Here is a 22154-nt window from a genome sequence, read left to right as displayed (position 1 = left end):
GAAAGCGGGGACATCACGAGAGCTTGCGGCGGCTGGCTCCTTTTTCCGTGATCACTAGGGTCAACCCGATGGAGAGTACAGGCTAATTCCGACTGTTTCGATCAAATACCTGCGACCGCGTCACGGTGCCTCGGTCTGGGCCGCGCCCTGCAGCCATTCGACCCGCGGGGTGAAGACATAGCCGGCGCCGTAGACCGTCTTGATCGCGCGCGGTTTCTTGGGGTCGTCGCCGAGCTTGCGGCGCAGCCGAGAGATGCGCACATCCATCGCCCGGTCGAAGGTCTCCAGATCCGAGGGCCCCTCGATATCCAGCAGGAAGCGGCGGCTCAGCACCCGGCCCGCGGCATGGACGAAGGCGCGCAGCAAGGAGGCCTCCGCCGCCGAGAGCGAGGCCGTGCTGCCGCCCGGATCGGTCAGAGTGCAGGCGCTGAAATCGGCGATCCAGCCGTCGAAGCGGGCGACCTGGCGGGTGCGGTCGGGCGCCTGGGCGGCGGCCGCGCGGCGCAGGAGCGAGCGGACCCGCGCCACCAGCTCGCGCGGCTCGACGGGCTTGACCAGGTAGTCGTCGGCGCCGAGCTCCAGCCCGACCACGCGGTCGGTGACCTCGCCGCGCCCCGAGACGATGATCGTCGGGATCGAGAGGTCGCGCATCAGATGGCCGACGACGCTCAGCCCGTCGCCGTCGGGCAGGCCGAGATCGACCAGGCAGACATCGGGGCGCACGCGGCCGAGCCGGGCGACGATATCGGCGCGGCGGGCGAAGCGCTCCACCTCGAAGCCGTGCTCTTCGAGCGAACGGCGCAGCACGGCGGCGACATCGGCGTCGTCCTCGAGCAGGAATACCAGCTGGGCCATCAGGCCTTCTCCTCCAGGCAGGCGATGCGGGCGGCCTCGGCCGCGATGGCGGCGGCAAGCGCGGGGCGTTCGAAGGGCTTCCTCAGGAAGGGAATCGCCGCGGCGCCGGTCTCGGTCGAAGGCACTTCGCTATGGCCGGTCATGACGATGACCGCAATGCCCGGGCGCGCGGCGCGGATCCGCGCGGCCAGTTCGCGCCCGTCCATGCCGCCGGGCATCGCCACGTCAGTGACGACCAGATGGATGTCCGAGACCGCGTCCAGCGTCTCCTCCGCCTCCTCGGCCGAGGCCGCCTCGATGATCGGATAGCCCAGATCGGCGATCTGGCGGCGGATCACCCGGCGCACTTCGGGATTGTCCTCCACCAGCAGCGCCAGCCCCGGCGCCTCGCCGCTGAGCAGGATCTCGTCCTCGGCGCCCTCGGGCGGCGGCGCGTCGCGCAGCGCGGCGGGCAGGAAGATGTCGAAGCGCGTGCCGCCGCCCTCGGAAGTGTCGAGCTGGATCGCCCCCTCGGACTGGCGGACGAAGCCGTAGACCATTGCCAGCCCCAGCCCCGAGCCGCCGCCATCGGTCTTGGTGGAGAAGAACGGCTCGAAGGCGCGGGCGGCGGTGGCGGCCGGCATGCCAGGGCCGTCATCGGCCACCGAGACGCGGACATAGTCGCCCGGGCGCAGCTTCAGGGGCTCCGCCTCGGCCGGGCCCAGCCGGTGATGCATGGTCGACAGCTCGATCCGCCCGCCCTCCTTCAGCGCGTCACGGGCGTTGATCGCGAGATTCAAGAGCGCCATTTCCAGCTGGCCGGGATCGACGAAGGCGGGCTTCGATCCGCCGCGCAGCCGGGTGGAGAGCTCGACATTGTCGGGCAGGGACGGGCGCAGCAGCTTGACGAGCTGGCCGATCGCGTCCTCGACATCGACCGCCGAGGGCTGCAGCGCCTGGCGCCGCGCGACCGCCAGCAGCCGCCGGGTGAAATTCGCCCCCCGCCGCGCGGCGGCAAGCGCGGGCTGCGCCAGCTCGCGGGTGATCTCGCTGTCGCCCAGCCGGTCGCAGAGCGGCACCAGATTGCCGATGATGACCGTTAGCAGGTTGTTGAAATCATGCGCGATCCCCGAGGAGAGCTGGCCGAGCGCATCCATCTTCTGCGCCTGCAGCGCCGCGGCGGTCGCCTTCTTCAGCCGGGTGATGTCGACCGACAGCAGGTAGAAGCCGCAGGGCGTGCCGTCGCCGGGGCGGTCGGGGCGCAGGAAGGTGCGGATCTCGATCACCCGGCCCGAGGGCAGGGTGACGGTCATCTCGTAATCGACCGGGATGCCCTGGCGCGCCTGCTCGAAATAGGGCCGCGAGAAGCTGAGCGTCTCGGGCTTGAGGATGTCGGCGCAGCTCTTGCCCAGGATCTCGGTCGGCGACAGGCCGTAGGCGCGGGCGAAGCGGATATTGGCGAAGCTGACGCGCATGTCGCTGCCCACCTGGGCGATGCCCGCGGGCACCTCGTCGGCGATCAGCCGCAGCCGCTCCTCGCTCAGCCGCAGCGCCGCGGTCCGCTCGCGGATCAGGTGCTCCTGCACCACCTCGCGGCTCTTCTCGTTGGTGATGTCGGTATAGACGGTGACGAAGCCGCCGGTGGTCATCGGCACGCCCTCGACGCGCAGGATGCGCCCGTCGGGGCGCTGGCGCTCGAAGAGATGCGGCTCGAAGAGCCGGGCGCGCTCGACGCGGAATCGGGTCTGCTCGCCGGCATCGCCGGGGCCGTATTCGCCGCGCTCGGCATTGTGGCGGATGAAGATCTCGAAGGGCGCGCCGGGATAGGCCAGGTCCTCGGGGAAGCCCAGCAGGTCGAGGAACCGGCGGTTCCAGCCGACCAGCCGCAGGTTGCGGTCGAAGATGGTGATCCCCTGGTCGATATGGTCCAGCCCTGCCTGGAACAGCTCGTCAGCGCTGGAATCGGCCTGTGTCGCGTGATACATCGCCCCTCTTCCCTCGGGTCAGACCAGTCTAGGCCTTTTTTAACGGCCGCGAAGACCCCGTTACAATTCGTAAGATTTGCGCAAATCTTGGGAAACATCGCCGCGCCACACATGCCCTAATCGGGATTTCTGCGGGGAGGTGACAGATGTCCGGAACGGGCGGAGTCAATATCTACGAGACGGGTCTGGACAGGACCGGGGCGAATTACGCGGCGCTGACGCCGCTGAGCTTCCTGGAGCGGACGGCCGCGATCTATCCCGACAACCTGGCGGTGGTGCACGGGCCGGTGCGGCGCACCTGGTCGGAAACCTATGCGCGCTGCCGCCGGCTGGCCTCGGCGCTTGCCGCGCGCGGGATCGGCAAGGGCGACACGGTCGCCATCGTGGCGGCCAACATCCCCGAGATGTTCGAGGCGCATTTCGCCGTGCCGATGGCCGGGGCGGTGCTGAACACGATCAACACCCGGCTCGATGCCGAGGCGATCGCCTTCATCCTCAACCATGGCGAGGCCCGCGCGGTGATCGTCGATCCCGAATTCGCCGACGTCACCGCCCGCGCGGTGCGGATGACCGGCCATGCCGCGGATCTGCTGGTGATCGACATCGCCGATCCGACCTTCGAGGGCGGCGCGCCGGTGGGCAGCATCGGCTATGACGCGCTGGTCGAGGAGGGCGATCCGGAATTCGCCTGGGCCCCTCCCGGCGACGAATGGGACGCGATCAGCCTGAACTACACCTCGGGCACCACGGGCGACCCGAAGGGCGTCGTCTACCACCACCGCGGCGCGCATCTCAACGCCCTCTCGATGATCGTGACCTGGGGCATGGCGCAGCATTCGCGCTATCTCTGGACGCTGCCGATGTTCCATTGCAACGGCTGGTGCTTTCCCTGGGCGATCGCGGCGAATGCGGGCGTCTGCGTCTGCCTGCGCGCGGTCCGCGCGGATCGCATCTTCGAGCTGATCCGCGAGGAGAAGGTCAGCCATTTCTGCGGCGCGCCGATCGTGCTGAACCTGCTGGCCAATGCCCCGGACGAGCTGAAGGACTTCTCCCACGAGGTGAAGGTGATGACCGCCGGGGCCAGCCCGCCCGCCGCCGTCATCGAGAAGATGGAGGCGATGGGCGTCGAGGTCACCCATGTCTACGGCCTGACCGAGACCTACGGGCCCTCGGTGGTCTGCGCCTGGAAGGGCGACGAATGGGACGGGCTCTCGGCCGAGGCGAAGGCGCGGCTGAAATCGCGCCAGGGGGTCAAGAACGTCGCGCTCGACGGGCTGATGGTGGCCGATCCCGACACGCTGGAGCCGGTCCCCTCGGACGGCCAGACCATGGGCGAGATCTTCATGCGCGGCAACAACGTGATGAAGGGCTACCTGAAGAACCCCTCGGCAACCGCCAAGGCCTTCAAGGGCGGCTGGTTCGCCTCGGGCGATCTGGGCGTCATTCATCCCGACGGCTATGTCGAGCTGAAGGACCGCTCGAAGGACATCATCATCTCGGGCGGCGAGAACATCTCCTCGGTCGAGGTGGAGGACGTGCTCTACAAGCATCCCGGCATCATGGAGGCCGCGGTCGTGGCGAAGCCGGACGAGAAATGGGGCGAGACGCCCTGCGCCTTCGTCACGCTGAAGCCCGGGGTCACGCTGACCGCGGAGGAGGTCATCGCCTTCTGCCGGGACCACATGGCGCATTTCAAGGCGCCGCGCTCGGTCGTCTTCACCGAGCTGCCCAAGACCTCGACCGGCAAGATCCAGAAATACGTGCTGCGCGACCAGGCGCGGGACAAGGCCAAGGCCTGAGCCCGCCGGGCGGCGGTGCCGCCGCCCCGATGCAACTGCAATCACGGATTTCCCATGAGCGATGAGCATATCCTCGTCACCGACGGGCTGAGCAAGGATTTCCTCGGCTTCACCGCGGTGGACGACGTGACCCTGAAAGTGCGCAAGGGCGACATCCATGCGCTGATCGGCCCGAACGGGGCCGGCAAGACCACCGTCTTCAACCTCCTGACCAAGGTCCACCAGCCGACCCGCGGCACGATGCGCTATGACGGGCAGGACATCACCCGCGCCAAGCCCGCCCAGATCGCCCGGATGGGCATGGTCCGCAGCTTCCAGATCTCGGCCGTCTTCCCGCACATGACCGCGCTGGAGAATGTCCGCGTCTCGCTGCAGCGCAAGCTCGGCACCTCCTTCCATTTCTGGCGCTCCGAGAGCTCGCTGAAGGTGCTCGACGCCCGCGCGCTGGAGCTTCTCGCCATGGTCGGGCTGGAGCGCTACGCCGAGACCGAGGTCCACGAGATGGCCTATGGCCGCAAGCGCGCGCTGGAGATCGCCACGACGCTGGCGCAGGAGCCGAAGCTGATGCTGCTCGACGAGCCGACCCAGGGCATGGGCCGCGAGGATGTCGCCAGGATCACCGAGCTGATCCGCGAGGTCGCGAAGTCCCGCACCGTGCTGATGGTGGAGCACAACCTGGGCGTGGTCTCGGCGCTGTGCGACCGGATCACCGTGCTGCAGCGCGGGGCGATCCTGACCGAGGGCACCTATGCCGAGGTCTCCGCCGATCCGCGTGTCAAGGAAGCCTATATGGGGAGGGCGGCATGACCCTCCTGGATCTGCCCGGCGACGGCCACAACCACGAGCTCGGCGGCGCGCATGCGGCCGAGAGGATCACCGAGATCCGCATCTCCGACCTGCATGCCTTCTACGGCGAGAGCCACGCCCTGCACGGCATCGACCTGAGCGTCTACCGCGGCGAGCTGGTCACGCTGCTGGGCCGCAACGGCGCCGGGCGGACGACGACGCTGCGCTCGATCGTCGGGCTGATCGGGCGGCGCACCGGCTCGATCATGCTCAAAGGCGAGGAGGTGATCGGCCGCCCGCCCCATGCCATCGCCCATCTCGGCGTCGGCTACTGCCCCGAAGAGCGCGGCATCTTCGCCTCGCTCTCGGTGGAGGAGAACCTGCTGCTGCCCCCCGTCGTCGCGGGAGGCGGCATGACGGTGGAGGAGCTCTACGAGATGTTCCCCAACCTGGCCGAGCGCCGCCGCAGCCCCGGCACGCGGCTCTCGGGGGGCGAGCAGCAGATGCTGGCCATGGCGCGGATCCTGCGCACCGGGGCGGACATCCTGCTGCTCGACGAGATCACCGAAGGGCTCGCCCCGGTGATCGTCGACAAGCTCGCCGACGTGCTCGGCGTGCTCAAGGCGCGCGGCTACACGATCGTTCTGGTGGAGCAGAACTTCCGCTTCGCGGCGCCGCTCGCGGACCGGCATTTCATCATGGATCACGGGCATATCGCAGAAACCGTGGCCGCCGATGAGCTGGAGACCAAGGCTCACGTCTTCGACGAATACCTGAGCGTCTGACGAATGTGACTGGGAGGAGACACATGAAAACCCTGAAAACGCTTGCGCTTGGCGCATCGACCCTGGCCATGGCGGCCTCTGCCTCGGCGGAGATCTCCGACGGCGTGGTGAAGATCGGCCTTCTGACCGACATGTCCGGCACCTATTCGGACCTGGCCGGGCCGGGCGCGGTCGAGGCCGCGAAGATGGCGATCGAGGACATCGGCGGCACGGTCGCCGGCGTGCCGGTCGAGCTGGTCACGGCCGACCACCAGAACAAGGCCGACATCGCCGCCAACAAGGCGCGCGAATGGGGCGAGAACGAGCAGGTCGACGCCTTCGCCGAGCTGGTGACGACCTCGACCGCGATGGCGGTCTTCGAGATCGCCAAGCAGCAGAACAAGGTGGTGCTGGTCTCCGGCGCGGCCTCCTCGCCCCTGACCAACGACGCCTGCATCCCCTCGGGCATCCACTACACCTATTCGACCACCGCGCTGGCCAACGGCACCGGCAAGGCGGTCGTGGCCGAGGGCGGCGACACCTGGTACTTCCTGACCGCCGACTACGCCTTCGGCCAGGCGCTGGAAGCCGACGTGACCAAGGTGGTCGAGGCGGCGGGCGGCAAGGTGCTGGGCTCCATCCGGCATCCCTTCCCGGCCTCGGACTTCTCCTCCTTCGTGCTGCAGGCGCAGGGCTCGGGCGCCAAGGTGATCGGCCTGGCCAATGCCGGGGCCGACACGACCAACGCGATCAAGGCGGCGAACGAATTCGGCCTGGTGGCGGCGGGGCAGTCGCTGGCGGCGCTGCTGATGTTCATCACCGACGTGCATGCGCTGGGGCTGGAGACCGCGCAGGGCATCCAGCTGACCACCGGCTTCTACTGGGACATGGATGACGAGACCCGCGCCTGGTCCGAGAAGTTCATGGAGCGCACCGGCTCGATGCCCTCGATGGTGCAGGCCGGCGTCTATTCCTCGGTCAGCTTCTACCTCAAGGCGATCGAGGCGACGGGCTCGGACGACACCGACACCGTGATGGAGTGGATGCGCGACCGGCCGATCGACGACTTCTTCGCCAAGGGCGGGGTGATCCGCTCGGACGGGCGGATGGTGCATGACATGTACCTGGCGCGGGTCAAGTCGCCCGCGGAATCGAAGGGCCCCTGGGACTACTACGACATCGTCCGCACCATCCCGGGCGAAGAAGCCTATGGCACGCTGGAGGAAAGCACCTGCCCGACCAAGTGACTTTCCCGGCCTCCCGCGCGTGGCGCGGGGGGTCTCCTGACCTTACCGGGATGATGCCATGCTGACTGACCTTCTGGGCTTTCCGCCGCAGGTGCTCTTCGGCCAGCTCCTGCTCGGCCTGATCAACGGGGCGTTCTACGCCGTCCTGTCGCTCGGGCTCGCGGTGATCTTCGGCCTGCTCAATATCGTGAATTTCGCCCATGGCGCGCTCTACATGCTCGGCGCCTTCTCGGCCTGGGGGCTGGCGACCTTCCTGGGGCTGAACTACTGGGCCGCGCTGATCGTGGCGCCGGTGCTCGTCGGCGGCTTCGGCATGCTGATCGAGCGCTTCCTGCTGCGCCGCCTGGCGGGGGTCGACCATCTCTACGGGCTCCTGCTGACCTTCGGCCTGGCGCTGGTGATCGAGGGCGTCTTCATCAAGCTCTTCGGCGCCTCGGGCCAGCCCTATCCGACGCCGAAGGCGCTGACCGGCGGCATCAACCTGGGCTTCATGTTCCTGCCCTGGTACCGCGGCTGGGTGGTCGTCGCCTCGCTGATCGCCTGCGGCGTGACCTGGTACATCTTCGAGAGGACCAAGATCGGCGCCTATCTGCGCGCCGGGACCGAGAACCCCAAGCTCCTGCAGGCCTTCGGGGTGAACGTGCCCCTGCTGACCACGCTGGCCTATGGCTACGGCGTGGGGCTTGCCGCCTTCGCCGGCGTGCTGGCGGCGCCGATCACCCAGGTCTCGCCGCTGATGGGCTCGAACCTGATCATCGTCGTCTTCGCCGTGGTGGTGATCGGCGGCATGGGCTCGATCATGGGCGCGGTCGTCACCGGGCTCGGCATGGGGCTGATCGAGGGGCTGACCAAGGTCTACTGGCCCGAGGCCTCGGCGACGGTGATCTTCTTCGTGATGGCCATCGTGCTGGTGCTGCGGCCTGCGGGCCTCTTCGGCCGGACCGCGTGAGGAGGGCGCCATGACCACGAAACTCGGCTATGCCGCCGCCCTTCTCCTGCTCATCGCCGCACCGTTCTTCGTCTATCCGGTGCTCCTGATGAAGTTCCTCTGCTTCGCGCTCTTCGCCTGCGCCTTCAACCTGATCCTCGGCTTCGGCGGGCTCCTGAGCTTCGGTCATGCCGCCTTCTTCGGCGGCGCCGCCTATGTCGCGGGCCATGCGATCAAGGTCTGGGGCCTGCCGACGGAGCTGGGCATCCTGGCAGGCGCCGCCGCCGCCGGGGTGATGGGGCTCGCCGCGGGGATGCTCGCCATCCGCCGCCAGGGCATCTACTTCGCCATGATCACGCTGGCGCTGGCGCAGATGGCCTATTTCCTCTTCATCTCCGCGCCCTTCACCGGGGGCGAGAACGGCCTGCAGGGCGTGCCGCGCGGCCGCCTGCTGGGTATGATCGACCTGCAGGACAACATGGCCATGTACTATTTCACCCTCGCGATCTTCCTCGCCGCCTTCTGGCTGATCGCCCGCACCGTGCATTCGCCCTTCGGCCAGGTGCTGCGGGCGATCCGCGACAACGAGCCCCGCGCGGTCTCGCTGGGCTACGATGTCGAGCGCTACAAGCTGCAGGCCTTCGTGCTGTCCGCGACGCTCGCCGGGCTGGCCGGCGCGCTGAAGACCGTGGTCTTCCAGCTCGCCTCGCTGACCGACGCGCATTGGCACATGTCGGGCGAGGTGGTGCTGATGACGCTTCTGGGCGGCGTGGGCACGATCGCGGGTCCGGCCGTCGGCGCGGGCATCATCGTCGCATTGCAGAATCTGCTTGCGTCTGGTCCGCTATCGGCCTGGGTCCCGGTCGTCCTGGGGGTGATCTTCGTGATCTGCGTGCTCAGCTTCCGCCGCGGCGTGATCGGCGAGCTGCGCGCCTTCCTCCAGAAATCGTTCTGAACCGTTCCCGAGTGAAAGGATCCCCCCATGACCTATTCCGCCCCCCTCAGAGACATGCAGTTCATCCTCGAGGAGCTCTGCGGTCTCGACGCCATCGCGGCCCTGCCGGGGCTGGAGGACGCGACCCCCGACACGGTGGCCGCGATCCTCGAGGAGGCGGGGAAGTTCGCGGGCGAGGTGCTGGCCCCCTTGAACCGCCCGGGCGATATCGAGGGGCTCAAATTCGCGGACGGCAAGCTGACCACGCCCGCGGGCTGGAAGGCGGCCTATGGCCAGCTTGTCGAGATGGGCTGGAACAGCCCCTCCGCCAGCCCCGAGCATGGCGGCATGGGCCTGCCCCAAGCGGTGAATACCTGCATCCAGGAGATGTTCCAGGGCGCCAACATGTCCTTCCAGCTCTGCCCGATGCTGACGCAGGGTGCCATCGAGGCGCTGGAGGGCTACGCCTCCGACGCGCTGAAGGAGGCCTACCTGCCGAAGCTCGTCTCCGGCGAATGGACCGGCACGATGAACCTCACCGAGCCGCAGGCGGGCTCGGATCTGGCGGCGATCCGCTCGAAGGCGGAACCCGAGGGCGACCATTACCGGATCTCGGGCCAGAAGATCTTCATCACCTACGGCACGCATGACCTGACCGACAACATCATCCACCTGGTGCTGGCCCGGCTGCCGGACGCGCCCGCGGGGGTGAAGGGGATCTCGCTCTTCCTCGTGCCGCAGTTCCTCGAGGACGGCACCGGGAACGACGTGCGCTGCGTCTCGATCGAGCACAAGCTCGGCATCCATGCCTCGCCGACCTGCACGCTCGCCTTCGGCGACACGGGCGGCGCCAAGGGCTGGCTGATCGGCGAGCCGCACAAGGGGCTGCAATACATGTTCGCCATGATGAACAACGCGCGGCTCAATGTCGGCGTGCAGGGGATCGGCGTGGCGGAGCATGCCTACCAGGTGGCGCTGGCCTATGCGCGGGAGCGCCGCCAGGGCACGCCCTCGGGCGGGCAGGCGGGCGATCCGATCCTCTTCCATGGCGACGTCCGCCGCATGGTCGGCGCGATGCGGGCGAAGACGCTGGCGGCGCGCGCGCTCGCCTGCCTCGCCGCGGCCTCGCTGGACCATGCCGCGCGGAACCCGGATGCGGAGGCGCGCGGCTATCACCAGCGCCGGGTCGACCTGCTGATCCCGGTGGTGAAGGGCTGGGGCACCGAGATGGCGGTCGATGTCGCCTCTGCCGGGGTGCAAGTCCATGGCGGCATGGGCTTCGTCGAGGAGACCGGCGCGGCGCAATTCTACCGCGATGCGCGGATCACCACGATCTACGAGGGCACGACCGGCATCCAGGCGCTCGACCTGGCGGGGCGCAAGATCACCCGCGACGGCGGCCGGGCGGCGGGCGAGATCGTCGCGCAGATGCGCGCCGATGCCGATGCGGTGCGCGCCACCCAGGGCAACCAGGCCGACTGGGCGGCGATGGCGGAGATGATCGACACCGCCGCCGATCTGATCAGCGAGCTGGTCGACTGGCTCTTGGCGATGAAGGACGAGCCCGCGATGCAGAACGCGGCCGCCGTCAATGTGCTCCACGGCTTCGGCGTGGCGCTCGGCGGCTGGCAGATGGGCTATGGCGCCCATCGCGCGGCGCTTAAATCCGGCATGGACGAGGGCGAGCGCGAGGGACGGATCCGGCTGGCCGAGTTCTTCCGCGGCCAGATCTTCCCGGAAGCCGCCGCGCGCCGGGACGCGGTGGTCGCAGGCACCGAGGCGGTCGCCGCGCTGCCCGAAGACTGCTTCGCCTGAGGGCAGGGCGGGAGAGGGACACCCTCTCCCGCACCCTCACCCCGCCCCGGACCCGAGCGCACTCCCTCTCCCCGCCGGGGAGAGGGCCGGGGTGAGGGGGCGGCTCAGGCCGGAATGCCGATGCCCGGAAGATCGATCGAGACCAGTGCCCCGCGCTTCGTCACCACCTGTGCCGAGACGCGGCATCCCAGATCGGCGGCCTCCGCCGGGCTGGCGCCGCGCGCCAGGGCCGTCAGGAAGCCCGCATTGAAGCTGTCGCCTGCCGCGGTCGTGTCCGTGATCTCGGCGACGATCTGCGGCGGCACCAGGGTCTCGGCGCCGTTCTCGAGGATCAGCACCGGCTCCGGCCCGTCCTTGGCCACCACCAGGCACGCCCCCGCGGCAGCATAGCGATCAGCCGTGGCGCGCTTCGAGACATCGCCGAAATACGCCTCCTCGTCCTCGTAGGAGGGCAGTGCGATATCCGCGACCTTCGCCGCTTCGCTCACCCAGTGGCACATCTCTTCGGTGGAGGCCCAGAGCCGCGGCCGCAGATTCGGGTCGAAGGCAATCCGCACGCCCTCGCGGCGCGCCTTTGCCAGCACGTCCAGCAGGCGCTGCCGCCCGGCCTCGGGCAGGATCGCCATGGTGATCCCCGAGAAGAGCGCCAAGTCGCCCGCGCCCGCGGGAAGGGCCTCCAGATCGTCGGCCAGGCTCTTCGCCGCGGCGGTGGAGCGCCAGTAGGAGAAGCTGCGCTCGCCGTTCTTCAGCGAGATCATGTAGAGCCCGACCGTGCCGCCCTTGCGGACCGCGAGCTCGGGCGCGACGCCGGCGGCGCGCATGAAGTCGGCCATCTGCGCCGAGGGGCCGTCATCGCCGACGGCCGAGAGATAGGCCACGTCCAGATCCGGCCCGCCGAGGCGCTTCGCGTACCAGGCGGAGTTGAACGTGTCGCCGGCGAAGCCCATCGCGTAGGTGCCCTCCGGGGTGGGGGACATTTCGATCATGCATTCGCCGATGGCGAGAAAGCGGGTCATTGGTCGGGGTCCTCGAAATACTGCGGATGCTCGGCGCGCACCACGGGTAGGATATTGCGGATCCGGCTGAGATGGTCGCGCAGGCAGGTCTCGGCGGCATCCGGATCGCGCGCGGCCAGGGCCGCGACGATCGTCACATGCTGGTCATAGGCGTCCTGCTGTCCGAAGGAAAGCGACAGGAAGCGCACGCGGTCGATATGCGCCTTCTGCTCCTGGATCAGCGACCAGGCATAGCCATGGCCCGACATCTCGCAGATGCGCTTGTGCAGGAGGTCGTCGAGCTCGTGGAAGACGCTGCGCGGACCGGTCTCGGTGGCGAGCTTCTGGCGCGCCATCAGCGTCGAGAGCTCGGCCAGGTCCTCTTCGGTGATGTGCTTCACCGCGTCGCGGATGCAGGCGGCCTCGAGCGCGGCGCGCACGAAGGCGGCCTGGTGCACGCCCTTCTCGGAGATCTTGGTGATCAGCGTCGCCCGCTGCGGGCGGATCGACAGGAAGCCCAGCTGCGAGAGCCGGAAGAAGGCGTCGCGCACCGGCTGGCGCGACACGCCCAGCTGCTTGGCGATTTCCGCCTCGGACACCTTGGTGCCGGGCGGCAGCCCGAAGGTGATGAGCGCGTGGTAGAGCGCCTCGAAGACCTGATCTGTGGCCGTCGCGGTCTGTATGGCGGATAGGGGGGCGATCGTGTCTGGCATGGCGGTCCGGCTGCTCCTCTTGCCGCCAGTATACGGCATTCGCGCTTTGACACAACTATCAGACTAGCATATCAGTGAGCTAGAAGATCCGATTCAAAGGGGCAGAAGATGAGCCTGACCGATCCCGACCGCCTGTTTCCGGCAGAGCCCGGCCTGCGCGGACTTGCACGCCGCCTTTTCGAAAGCGTGGCGGACATGCCGATCGTGTCGCCGCACGGCCATTGCGACCCGCGCTGGTTCGCCGAGAACGAGCGCTTTCCCAACCCGGCCGAGCTGTTCGTCATCCCCGACCACTATGTCTTCCGCATGCTGGTCAGCCAGGGGATCCCGCTGACCGATCTGGGCGTGCCGCGCGTCGACGGCGGCCAGACCGAGACCGATCCTCGCAAGATCTGGCGCCTCTTCGCCGAGAATTTCCACCTGTTCCGGGGCACCCCCTCGGCCATGTGGCTGAACCACTCCTTCCAGTTCGTCTTCGGCCTCGACACGCCGCTCTCGGCGGCCACGGCCGATGAGTACTACGACCATATCGACGCCAAGCTGGCCACCCCCGAATTCACGCCGCGCGCCCTCTACGAGCGCTTCGGCATCGAGCTTCTCGCCACCACCGAGGGCGCGCTCGACGACCTGAAATGGCACAAGGCGATCACCGCTTCGGGCTGGGGCGGCAAGGTGGTGACGACCTACCGTCCCGATGCCGTGGTCGATCCCGAATTCGAGGGTTTCGCGGGCAATGTCGAGCAGCTCGGCGCGCTGACCGGCGAGGACACCTCGACCTGGGAAGGCTACCTGAACGCCCATCGTGCGCGGCGCGCCTATTTCAAGGAATTCGGCGGCGCCACGGCCTCGGATCACGGCCACCCTTCGGCCCGCACCGAGGATCTGCCGCAGAACGAGGCGGCGGCGCTGTTCCAGAAGGCGCTGGCCGGGACCTGCACGCCGGAAGAGGCCGATGCCTTCCGCGGCCAGATGCTGACCGAGATGGGGCGGATGAGCCTCGAGGACGGGCTGACCCTGCAGATCCACGCGGGCAGCCGCCGCAACCACCATGCTGGCGTCTTCGCCGAGCATGGCCGCGACAAGGGCTTCGACATCCCCGGCCGCACCGACTATGTCGGCCATCTCTCGCCGCTGCTGAACGCGGTGGGCATGGATCCGAAGCTGCGGATCATCCTCTTCACGCTCGACGAGACCGTCTATTCGCGCGAGCTGGCGCCGCTGGCCGGGGTCTATCCGGCGCTGCGCCTCGGCCCGCCCTGGTGGTTCCATGACAGCTACGAGGGCATCAAGCGCTTCCGCGAGATGACCACGGAGACGGCGGGCTTCTACAACACCGCCGGGTTCAACGACGACACCCGCGCCTTCTGCTCGATCCCGGCCCGCCACGATGTCGCGCGCCGCTCGGACTGCTCCTACCTGGCCGGGCTGGTCGCCACCGGGCGGCTGGGCGAGGCCGACGCCTTCGAAGTGGCGAAGGACCTGACCTACAATCTGGCCAAGGATGCCTATGGCCTGAAGTGATCCGCGCGGGCTGGACGGGAGAGGGAGCAGAGCTTCCGTCCGGCCCCGCATTCCCGCAGTTTCATCAGGGGAGGAAGACCATGAAACTGACACTGACTGCCGCGCTTCTGGCCGGCTCCGCGATCGCAACCGCCGCAACGGCCTGCGAGACCACGTTCCGCTCGTCGGACACCCATCCCGAAGGCTACCCGACCGTGCTGGCCGTCCAGGAGATGGGCAAGCTTCTCGAAGAGCGCAGCGACGGACGCCTGTGCGTCGAGGTGTTCCACTCCGCCCAGCTGGGCGAGGAGAAGGACACGATCGAGCAGACCCAGTTCGGCGTCATCGACATGAACCGCGTCTCGATGGGTCCGTTCAACAACATCATCGAGGAAACCCAGGTCGTCTCGCTGCCCTACGTGTTCCGCTCGGTGGAGCACATGCACCACGTGATGGACGGCCCAATCGGCGACGAGATCCTGGCCGCCTTCGAAGCGCATGACCTGGTCGGCCTGGCCTTCTACGACGGCGGCTCGCGCAGCTTCTACAATTCCGAGAAGCCGATCACCTCGATGGCGGATCTGGCGGGGATGAAGTTCCGCGTCATGCAGTCCGACATCTTCGTCGACATGGTCTCGGCGCTTGGCGCCAACGCGACGCCGCTGCCCTATGGCGAGGTCTATTCCTCGATCCAGACCGGCGTGATCGACGGCGCCGAGAACAACTGGCCCTCCTATGAATCCTCCGGCCATTTCGAGGTCGCCAAGTACTACACGCTCGACCAGCACCTGATCGTGCCCGAAGTGCTGGTGATGTCGAAGCTGACCTGGGACAAGCTGAGCCCGGAGGACCAGGAGCTGGTCCGCCAGGCGGCGAAGGACAGCGTGCCGGTGATGCGCGAGCTCTGGGAAGAGCGCGAGGCGGCCTCCGAGCAGAAGGTTATCGACGCCGGCGTCGAGGTCATCACCGACATCGACAAGACCCCGTTCATCGAGGCGATGAAGCCGGTCTACGAGAAGCACGTGACCTCCGACAAGCTCAAGGATCTGGTCGAGCGCATCCAGGCCACCGAGTGAGCCAGACCGGGGCCGCCAGCACGGCGGCCCCCTTCCTTAAGGGGCAGGGGATGGAAACTGTTGCAAGAATAACCGGGATCATCGCCCGGATCGGGCTGTGGATCTCGGGCATCGGCCTGGTGCTGATGACCGCGATGATCGCCGCCCAGGTGTTCTTCCGCTACGTGCTGAACGACAGCCTGATCTGGACCGAGCCGGCCGCGATCCTGGTGATGGGCTGGTTCATCCTGCTCGGCGCCGCGGTGGGCATCCGCGAGGGCTACCATCTGAGCTTCGAGGTGCTGCTCTACCTGCTGCCCGACCGGGTCAAGCTGGTCCTCTACTCGATTTCCGACATCGTCGTGACCGCCTTCGGGGCGGGGATGGTGATCTATGGCTGGCAGCTCGCCGCGAAGACCGCCGGGACGACCATCCCGTCGCTGGGCTTCTCGGGCGCGGTCAGCTTCCTGCCGATCATATCGGGCGGGGTCCTGGTGGTGCTCTTCTCGGTGGAGCGCCTGGCGCGCCGCGCCGCGGGCCTTCCGACCTCGCGCTTCGGCGAAACGGCGGAACACTGACATGGAACTCTGGATTCTCTTCGGAAGCTTCACCTTCCTGCTGCTGATCGGCACGCCCGTGGCCTTCTGCCTCGGCGTCTCCAGCTTCTTCACCGTGCTCTACATGGGCCTGCCGCCGGTCATCGTCTTCCAGCGGCTGAATTCCGGCGTCTCGGTCTTCGCGCTGATGGCGATCCCGTTCTTCATCTACGCGGGCGAGCTGATGGTCCGCGGCGACATCGCGCGGCGCCTCGTCGCGCTGGCGGGCGCCATGGTCGGCCATCTCAAGGGCGGGCTGGGGCAGGTGAACATCCTGGCCTCGTGCCTCTTCGGCGGCATCTCCGGCTCGGCCGCGGCGGATGCCTCCGCCATCGGCGGGCTGATGATCCCGCAGATGGAGAAGCGCGGCTACGACACCGACTACGCCGTCAATGTCACCGTGACCTCGTCGATCATCGCGCTGATGCTGCCGCCCTCGCACAACCTGATCATCTACTCGATCTCGGCGGGCGGGCGGCTGTCGATCGCCGATCTCTTCACCGCCGGGATCATCCCGGGGCTGCTGCTGGCGCTGAGCCTGATGGTCGCCGCCTGGTTCGTGGCCAAGCGCCGCGGCTATCCGACGGAGCCCTTCCCGGGCGGCCGGATGCTGGGGGCGCTGTTCCTCTCGGCGGTGCCGGGGCTGATCCTGGTCGCGATCATCTTCGGCGGCGTGCGCTCGGGCATCTTCACCGCCTCGGAGAGCTCCTGCATCGCGGTGGTCTACGCGCTTTTCGTGACGCTCTTCGCCTACCGCTCGCTGTCCTGGCGCGACTTCGTCGAGGCGACGCTGGGCGCGGTGCGCACCACGGCGATGGTGCTCCTGGTGATCGGCTGCGCGGCGGCCTTCGGCTGGCTGCTGGCCTTCCTGAAGGTCCCGGCCTCGATGGTGGAGTTCCTGCAGAACTTCTCCGACAACCCGCTGGTGATCCTGCTGCTGATCAATATCAGCCTGCTGGTGCTGGGCACCTTCATGGACATGAGCCCGCTGATCGTGATCACCACGCCGATCTTCCTGCCGGTGGCACAGGCCTTCGGGGTCGATCCGGTGCAGTTCGGCATCATCCTGATCCTCAATCTCGGCATCGGGCTGTGCACGCCGCCGGTCGGATCGGTGCTGTTCGTCGGCTGCGCGGTCGGCAATATCGGCATCGGCCAGGCGATGCGGACGATCTGGCCCTTCTACTTCGCCGCCTTCGCGACGCTGATCCTGGTCACTTATGTCCCGGCACTTTCGCTTTGGCTTCCCGCGGTTTTCCGGTAAAGGCTGTCATACAGATCAATGGAGGTGTCCGATGACTAATGTCTTTCCGCCCGTCGACCTCGGCGGAGTTACCAGACAGGTTCTGGCCGACGCGCCTGAACTGATGGTTGTCTCCTTCCGCTTCTCCAAGGATGCGGAAGGGGCGCTGCACAGCCACCCGCATGTGCAGTCGACCTATGTGAAAACCGGCCGCTTCGCCTTCACCATCGGCGAAGAGACCACAGAGATCGGGCCGGGCGACAGCTTCGTGATCCCGTCCGGGGCGACGCATGGCTGCGTCTGCCTCGAGGACGGCGAGCTGATCGACTGCTTCACCCCCCGACGTGACGATTTCCTGTAAGGAGGAGACTCTCCCAATGACCCAAGTCGACATCCGCCACGCGATCGACCCCCGCACCACCAAGACGCTCGATACCGACGGGCTGCGCGACGAGTTCCATGTCGGCGGGCTCTTCGTCCCCGGCGAGGCCAAGCTGACCTATTCGCATTACGACCGGATGATCCTCGGCTCCGTCGTGCCCGCGGGCAGCCCGATCGTGATCGACGAGGTGCAGAACACCGGCACCAAGACCGTGCTGGAGCGCCGCGAGATGGGCGTGCTGAATATCGGCCCCGAAGCCGGCACCGTCACCGTCGGCGGCGAAAGCTACGAGATGGAGAAGGGCGACGTGCTCTATATCGGCATGGGCGCGGGCCCGGTCGAGTTCTCGGGCGCCGGCCGCTTCTACCTGGTCTGCACCCCGGCGCACCGCGCCATCGCGACCCGGCTGATCAAGCCCGCGGACGCAAAGCGGGTCGAGCTGGGCTCGAAGGACACCGCCAACGAGCGCGTCATCATCCAGTTCCTGCATCCCGACGTCCAGGAGACCTGCCAGCTGACCATGGGCTACACCCAGTTCCTGCCGGGCAGCCTGTGGAACACCATGCCGGCCCACCTGCATGACCGCCGGATGGAGGCGTACCTGTATTTCGACCTCGACGAGGGCTCCCGCGTCTTCCACTTCATGGGCGAGCCGAACGAGACCCGCCATATCGTCATGTCGAGCGAAGAGGCCGTGATCTCGCCGCCCTGGTCGATCCATTCGGGCGCGGGCACCGGCAGCTACACCTTCTGCTGGGCGATGGCCGGCGACAATACCGACTTCACCGACATGGACATGGTCGCCATGGACGAGCTGCGCTGATGGCGGCAGACCCTTTCCGGATCGACGGCAAGCGCGCCCTGGTGACGGGCGCGAATACCGGCATCGGCCAGGCGATCGCCGTGGGTCTCGCGGAACGCGGGGCCCATGTCATCGCCGCCGGGCGCCGGGCCTGCGACGAGACCGTGGAAATGATCACCGGGATCGGCGGCACCGGCGAGACGCTGCTGGTCGACCTGTCGGACCCGCATGCCGGGGTGGCCGCGCTGGAAAGCGTCGCGCCGCTCGACATCCTGGTCAACAATGCCGGCATCATCCGCCGCGAGGACTCGGTCAAGCATTCCGAGCTGGACTGGGACGAGGTGATGAACGTCAATCTCAAGGCGGTCTTCCTGCTCTGCCAGGCCTTCGGCAAGCAGGCGATCGCCAAGGGCGAGGGCGGGCGCATCGTCAATATCGCCTCGCTGCTGAGCTTCCAGGGCGGGATCCGGGTGCCGGGCTATACCGCGTCGAAGCACGGCGTGGCGGGCCTGACCAAGATCTTCGCCAATGAATGGGCGCAGGACGGCATCACCGTGAACGCGGTGGCGCCGGGCTATATCGCGACCAACAACACCTCGGCGCTGCGCGCGGACGAGGACCGGTCGCGCCAGATCCTCGAGCGCATCCCGGCAGGCCGCTGGGGCGAGCCCGAGGATATCGCCGGCGCCGTCTGCTTCCTGGCCTCGCCGGCCGCGAAATACGTCACCGGCGCCGTGCTGAATGTCGATGGCGGCTGGCTGGCGCGCTGACCCTTCCGGCAGGGCGCGGAGGCGCGCCCTGCCATAACCGGAGACCCGACCCATGTCCGATCCGATCCTGCTCGATCCGCGCGACGATGTCGCCATCGTCACCACCCGCGCCAAGGCGGGAGAGACCCCTCTGGGCCGCGGCGCGGCGCTCGGGGCGCCGGTCTCGCCGGGGCACAAGCTGGCGCGCCATCCGATCGCGAAAGGCGACGCGATCCGGAAATTCGGGCAGGTGATCGGCTACGCAACCATGGACATTCCCGAAGGTGCCCATGTCCATAGCCATAATTGCGAGATCGGGGCGCATGGGCGGGACTACCAGATCGGCGCCGAGCTGGAGGCCGCCCGCAAGGCGGTGCCGGAGATGGCGCCCCGGACCTTCCGCGGCTACCGCCGCGCCGACGGGCGGGTGGGCACGCGCAACATGATCGCGCTGGTGGCGACGGTGAACTGCTCGGCCACGGTGATCCGCCAGGCGGCGGACGAGGTGATGCGGTCCGGCATCCTCGCGGACTATCCCAATGTCGACGGGGTGGTGGCCTTCGCCCATGGCACCGGCTGCGGCATGAACAATGAAGGCCCGGGCTGGGAGAACCTGCAGCGGGTGCTCTGGGGCCATGCCACCCATCCCAATGTCGGCGCGGCGATCTTCGTCGGGCTCGGCTGCGAGGTGATGCAGATCGCCCGGATGAAGCAGATGTTCGAGGCGACCGGCAGCGAACGCTTCCACGGGCTGACCATCCAGGAGAATGGCGGCACCCGCGCGACGGTGGCGCTGATCGCGGAGAAGATCCGCGAGATGCTGCCCGAGGTGAACCGCGCGGAGCGCAGCGACTGCCCGGTGTCGGGCCTGGCGCTGGCGCTGCAATGCGGCGGTTCGGATGGATATTCCGGGATATCGGCCAATCCGGCGCTCGGCGTGGCCTGCGACATGCTGGTGGGGCTCGGCGCGACGGTGGTCCTGTCGGAGACACCGGAGATCTTCGGCGCCGAGGAATTGCTGCTGCGCCGGGCGGAAAGCCCTGAGATCGCGGAGAAACTTCTGGAGCGGATCCGCTGGTGGGAAGAGTACGCGGCGATGAACGGCGGCTCGCTCGACAACAATCCGAGCCCGGGCAACAAGGCGGGCGGGCTGACCACGATCCTGGAGAAATCGCTGGGGGCCGTCGCGAAGGCGGGATCGACCCCCCTTCGCGACGTGCTGGCCTATGGCCAGCAGATCCGGACCCCGGGCCTGGTTTTCATGGACACGCCGGGCTATGATCCGGTGTCGGCGACGGGGCAGATCGCCGGCGGCGCGCAGCTTCTGGTCTTCACCACGGGGCGCGGCTCGGCCTTCGGGTCGAAACCCGCGCCGACGATCAAGGTGGCAACGAATGACGCGCTCTACCAGGCAATGCCCGAGGACATGGACCTCAATTGCGGCGATATCGTCAGCCGCGGCGTGGCCCTGCAGGAGAAGGGCCGCGAGATCCTCGAGGCCGTCATCGCCACCGCTTCGGGGCAGAAGACCAAGAGCGAACTCCTGGGGCTCGGAGACAACGAGTTCCTGCCCTGGCAGATCGGCGCGGTGATGTAGCGCTAGCGGCGGGTCATCGCCTCGGCCTCGTCATAGCGCAGCTCCATGTCGATGACCTCCAGCATGCAGCGGAGCTCGGCGGCGAGCGCCTCGGCGCTGCGGCGGCCCGCCTGGTACTCGGCCAGGTATTCGCCGAGGCAGTCGGCCAGCGCCTCGATATTCTGCAGCACCTCGCCGGCCATGCGGCGCTCGCGGTCGAAATGCTCCAGCAGGAGCCCTGCGCGCGCCTCCTCGCCGAAGCAGGGCGTCAGCCCGGCGGGCCGCAGCAGATCGCGCATCAGGACGCTCGACAGGGTCTGGACATGCATGGCTCGGCTCCGGAAGATCAAATTCTCCCTGAATTGTACCTTCCGGGGTCGCACGGGCCATCACATCCTTGCCAAATGGTTAAGGCGGCAGGGTCAGGGGCGGACCGGCTCGCCCGAGGCGTCCGAGCCGGGCGGCGGCACCGCGCTTTTGGCCAGCCGGTAGCGCGAGGGGCTGTCGCCGATATACTGCTTGAACATGCGGCTGAAGAAATACGGGTCGGCGAAGCCGAGCTCCAGGGCCGCCTCCTTGACCGAGAGCCCCATGCCGAGCCGGTTGGCGGCAAACTCCATCCTCTTGAGTTCGCGGAACTTCTTCGGCGTCATGCCCATCCGGTCACGGAAGGCCCGGCGGAAGTAGTCGGCATTGTAGGGCACGCTGGCCAGCGCGTCCTCGACGCCCGCGCCGAGCGGGTCCGAACTCAGCCGCGAGGCCACGAACATGATGTGGAGCGACAGCTGGTCCTGGCTTTCGGGCGCGGTGTCGTCGGTTTTCCAGCCCTCGAAGGCGGCCTCGAGATGGGCCAGAAGCAGCACCATGAAGGCGTGGTGCTGGCTCAGCGTGGTATTCGCCCGCGAGGTCGATTCCCGGTAGTGGCGCACCAGCGGCTGCAGCGCCTCCCAGTCGGCGAAGCGCGCCTTCCGCGCCAGCCGCATCTGCGCGATCACGTCGCCGCGGCCGAAGAGATCCAGCATGAAATGCTGCGCCACGCCGGTATATTCCTCCGCCCCGCAGTCATGCCGCCCGCGGAAGCGCAGATAGGCCGGGACCAGCATCGCCTCGCCGGGCTCCAGCGTGAATTCGTCCTCGCCGATCCAGTAGCGGCCGCGCCCGGTGAGCGGCATCACCAGGTCATGCACCGGGTTCAGCTTGTCGATGCGCCAGCGCGAATTGTGCCGCATCTTGATCGCCGATCGTGCCAGCCGGAGCGACAATGAGCGCATCGGCATGAGCGAGAGCGGGAAATGTTCGGTTTTCTCCATCTTTTTATCCGATACCCGGCATGGGACCGTCATGGCAAGCCATATTAGCCTCTGTTCATGGAATCATAACCATGAAGCCCGGGCGGGGGAGCCCGGTACAAGGGAGGAGCTTCAGGTGCAGGACCGCCCGCCGTTTCGGCC

The 22154-nt window shown here is 67.8% G+C and carries 21 protein-coding genes; 15 read left to right on the top strand and 6 right to left on the bottom strand.

The genetic code is table 11. The features are described 5' to 3' along the window. Positions 1 to 120: 120 nt before the first annotated feature. A complete protein-coding gene (locus FGX59_RS13800; protein WP_138467237.1) occupies positions 121 to 855 on the bottom strand; it encodes a response regulator transcription factor in 735 nt (244 codons plus the stop codon). Next, complete coding sequence (locus FGX59_RS13795; protein ID WP_138467235.1) at positions 855 to 2819, bottom strand: PAS-domain containing protein; 1965 nt, start codon at positions 2817 to 2819, stop codon at positions 855 to 857. Before FGX59_RS13795 ends, FGX59_RS13800 begins: the two co-directional genes overlap by 1 nt. A gap of 146 nt (positions 2820 to 2965) precedes the next feature. Here FGX59_RS13795 and FGX59_RS13790 point away from each other — a divergent pair, with 146 nt between their 5' ends. The 7 genes from FGX59_RS13790 (at position 2966) to FGX59_RS13760 (ending at position 11092) form a co-directional block, all read left to right on the top strand. Next, on the top strand, positions 2966 to 4618 hold the full coding sequence (locus FGX59_RS13790; protein WP_138467233.1) for an acyl-CoA synthetase: 1653 nt from the start codon (positions 2966 to 2968) through the stop codon (positions 4616 to 4618). Between the two features lie 54 nt (positions 4619 to 4672). After that, positions 4673 to 5425: an ABC transporter ATP-binding protein gene (locus FGX59_RS13785; protein WP_138467231.1), complete on the top strand. Its 753-nt coding sequence runs from the start codon at positions 4673 to 4675 to the stop codon at positions 5423 to 5425. Between the two features lie 65 nt (positions 5426 to 5490). Continuing rightward, positions 5491 to 6189: an ABC transporter ATP-binding protein gene (locus FGX59_RS13780; protein WP_206078360.1), complete on the top strand. Its 699-nt coding sequence runs from the start codon at positions 5491 to 5493 to the stop codon at positions 6187 to 6189. Positions 6190 to 6212: 23 nt separating this feature from the next. Beyond that, positions 6213 to 7415 carry an ABC transporter substrate-binding protein gene (locus FGX59_RS13775; RefSeq protein WP_138467226.1) on the top strand — a complete coding sequence of 401 codons (1203 nt, stop codon included), beginning with the start codon at positions 6213 to 6215 and terminating at the stop codon, positions 7413 to 7415. 58 nt (positions 7416 to 7473) lie between these two features. After that, entirely contained in the window at positions 7474 to 8364 is an 891-nt protein-coding gene (locus tag FGX59_RS13770; RefSeq protein ID WP_370296004.1) for a branched-chain amino acid ABC transporter permease, read from the top strand. Between the two features lie 10 nt (positions 8365 to 8374). Continuing rightward, positions 8375 to 9298, top strand: coding sequence for a branched-chain amino acid ABC transporter permease (locus FGX59_RS13765; RefSeq protein WP_138467225.1), 924 nt, complete (start codon positions 8375 to 8377; stop codon positions 9296 to 9298). A gap of 27 nt (positions 9299 to 9325) precedes the next feature. Next, positions 9326 to 11092 carry an acyl-CoA dehydrogenase gene (locus FGX59_RS13760; RefSeq protein ID WP_138467223.1) on the top strand — a complete coding sequence of 589 codons (1767 nt, stop codon included), beginning with the start codon at positions 9326 to 9328 and terminating at the stop codon, positions 11090 to 11092. Between the two features lie 104 nt (positions 11093 to 11196). On the opposite strand, the gene FGX59_RS13755 is transcribed toward FGX59_RS13760, so the two are convergent. Both FGX59_RS13755 and FGX59_RS13750 read right to left on the bottom strand, forming a co-directional pair. Further along, a complete protein-coding gene (locus tag FGX59_RS13755; protein WP_138467221.1) occupies positions 11197 to 12108 on the bottom strand; it encodes a sugar kinase in 912 nt (303 codons plus the stop codon). Further along, complete coding sequence (locus FGX59_RS13750) at positions 12105 to 12800, bottom strand: GntR family transcriptional regulator (RefSeq protein ID WP_138467219.1); 696 nt, start codon at positions 12798 to 12800, stop codon at positions 12105 to 12107. Before FGX59_RS13750 ends, FGX59_RS13755 begins: the two co-directional genes overlap by 4 nt. 108 nt (positions 12801 to 12908) lie before the next feature. On the opposite strand from FGX59_RS13750, the gene uxaC reads away from it, so the two are divergent. The 8 genes from uxaC to FGX59_RS13710 all read left to right on the top strand — a co-directional run bounded on the left by uxaC (position 12909) and on the right by FGX59_RS13710 (position 20724). Further along, positions 12909 to 14321: a glucuronate isomerase gene (gene uxaC / locus FGX59_RS13745; RefSeq protein ID WP_138467217.1), complete on the top strand. Its 1413-nt coding sequence runs from the start codon at positions 12909 to 12911 to the stop codon at positions 14319 to 14321. Positions 14322 to 14401: 80 nt separating this feature from the next. After that, entirely contained in the window at positions 14402 to 15376 is a 975-nt protein-coding gene (locus FGX59_RS13740; protein WP_138467215.1) for a TRAP transporter substrate-binding protein, read from the top strand. A 50-nt stretch (positions 15377 to 15426) separates the two neighbouring features. Further along, positions 15427 to 15933 (top strand): TRAP transporter small permease, encoded by a 507-nt coding sequence (locus tag FGX59_RS13735; protein WP_138467213.1) that lies wholly within the window; start codon positions 15427 to 15429, stop codon positions 15931 to 15933. A gap of 1 nt (position 15934) precedes the next feature. Next, positions 15935 to 17215, top strand: a complete 1281-nt coding sequence (locus FGX59_RS13730; RefSeq protein ID WP_138467211.1) for a TRAP transporter large permease — start codon at positions 15935 to 15937, stop codon at positions 17213 to 17215. Positions 17216 to 17246: 31 nt separating this feature from the next. Beyond that, positions 17247 to 17555 (top strand): cupin domain-containing protein, encoded by a 309-nt coding sequence (locus tag FGX59_RS13725; RefSeq protein ID WP_138467210.1) that lies wholly within the window; start codon positions 17247 to 17249, stop codon positions 17553 to 17555. Positions 17556 to 17571: 16 nt separating this feature from the next. Further along, complete coding sequence (gene kduI / locus FGX59_RS13720; RefSeq protein WP_138467208.1) at positions 17572 to 18399, top strand: 5-dehydro-4-deoxy-D-glucuronate isomerase; 828 nt, start codon at positions 17572 to 17574, stop codon at positions 18397 to 18399. Beyond that, on the top strand, positions 18399 to 19148 hold the full coding sequence (gene kduD / locus FGX59_RS13715; RefSeq protein ID WP_138467207.1) for a 2-dehydro-3-deoxy-D-gluconate 5-dehydrogenase KduD: 750 nt from the start codon (positions 18399 to 18401) through the stop codon (positions 19146 to 19148). Before kduI ends, kduD begins: the two co-directional genes overlap by 1 nt. 52 nt (positions 19149 to 19200) lie before the next feature. After that, the gene (locus tag FGX59_RS13710; protein ID WP_138467205.1) at positions 19201 to 20724 is read left to right on the top strand and encodes a UxaA family hydrolase; all 1524 of its coding nucleotides are present in this window, start codon (positions 19201 to 19203) and stop codon (positions 20722 to 20724) included. A gap of 2 nt (positions 20725 to 20726) precedes the next feature. Here FGX59_RS13710 and FGX59_RS13705 read toward each other — a convergent pair whose 3' ends face one another. Next, positions 20727 to 21032: a hypothetical protein gene (locus FGX59_RS13705; RefSeq protein ID WP_138467203.1), complete on the bottom strand. Its 306-nt coding sequence runs from the start codon at positions 21030 to 21032 to the stop codon at positions 20727 to 20729. Positions 21033 to 21125: 93 nt separating this feature from the next. Continuing rightward, entirely contained in the window at positions 21126 to 22013 is an 888-nt protein-coding gene (locus tag FGX59_RS13700) for an AraC family transcriptional regulator (RefSeq protein WP_171060642.1), read from the bottom strand. Positions 22014 to 22154: the final 141 nt, after the last annotated feature.

This window comes from Poseidonocella sp. HB161398 (assembly GCF_005870025.1).
Classification (GTDB): domain Bacteria; phylum Pseudomonadota; class Alphaproteobacteria; order Rhodobacterales; family Rhodobacteraceae; genus Mangrovicoccus.
This window is presented reverse-complemented; position numbering and strand designations above follow the sequence as displayed.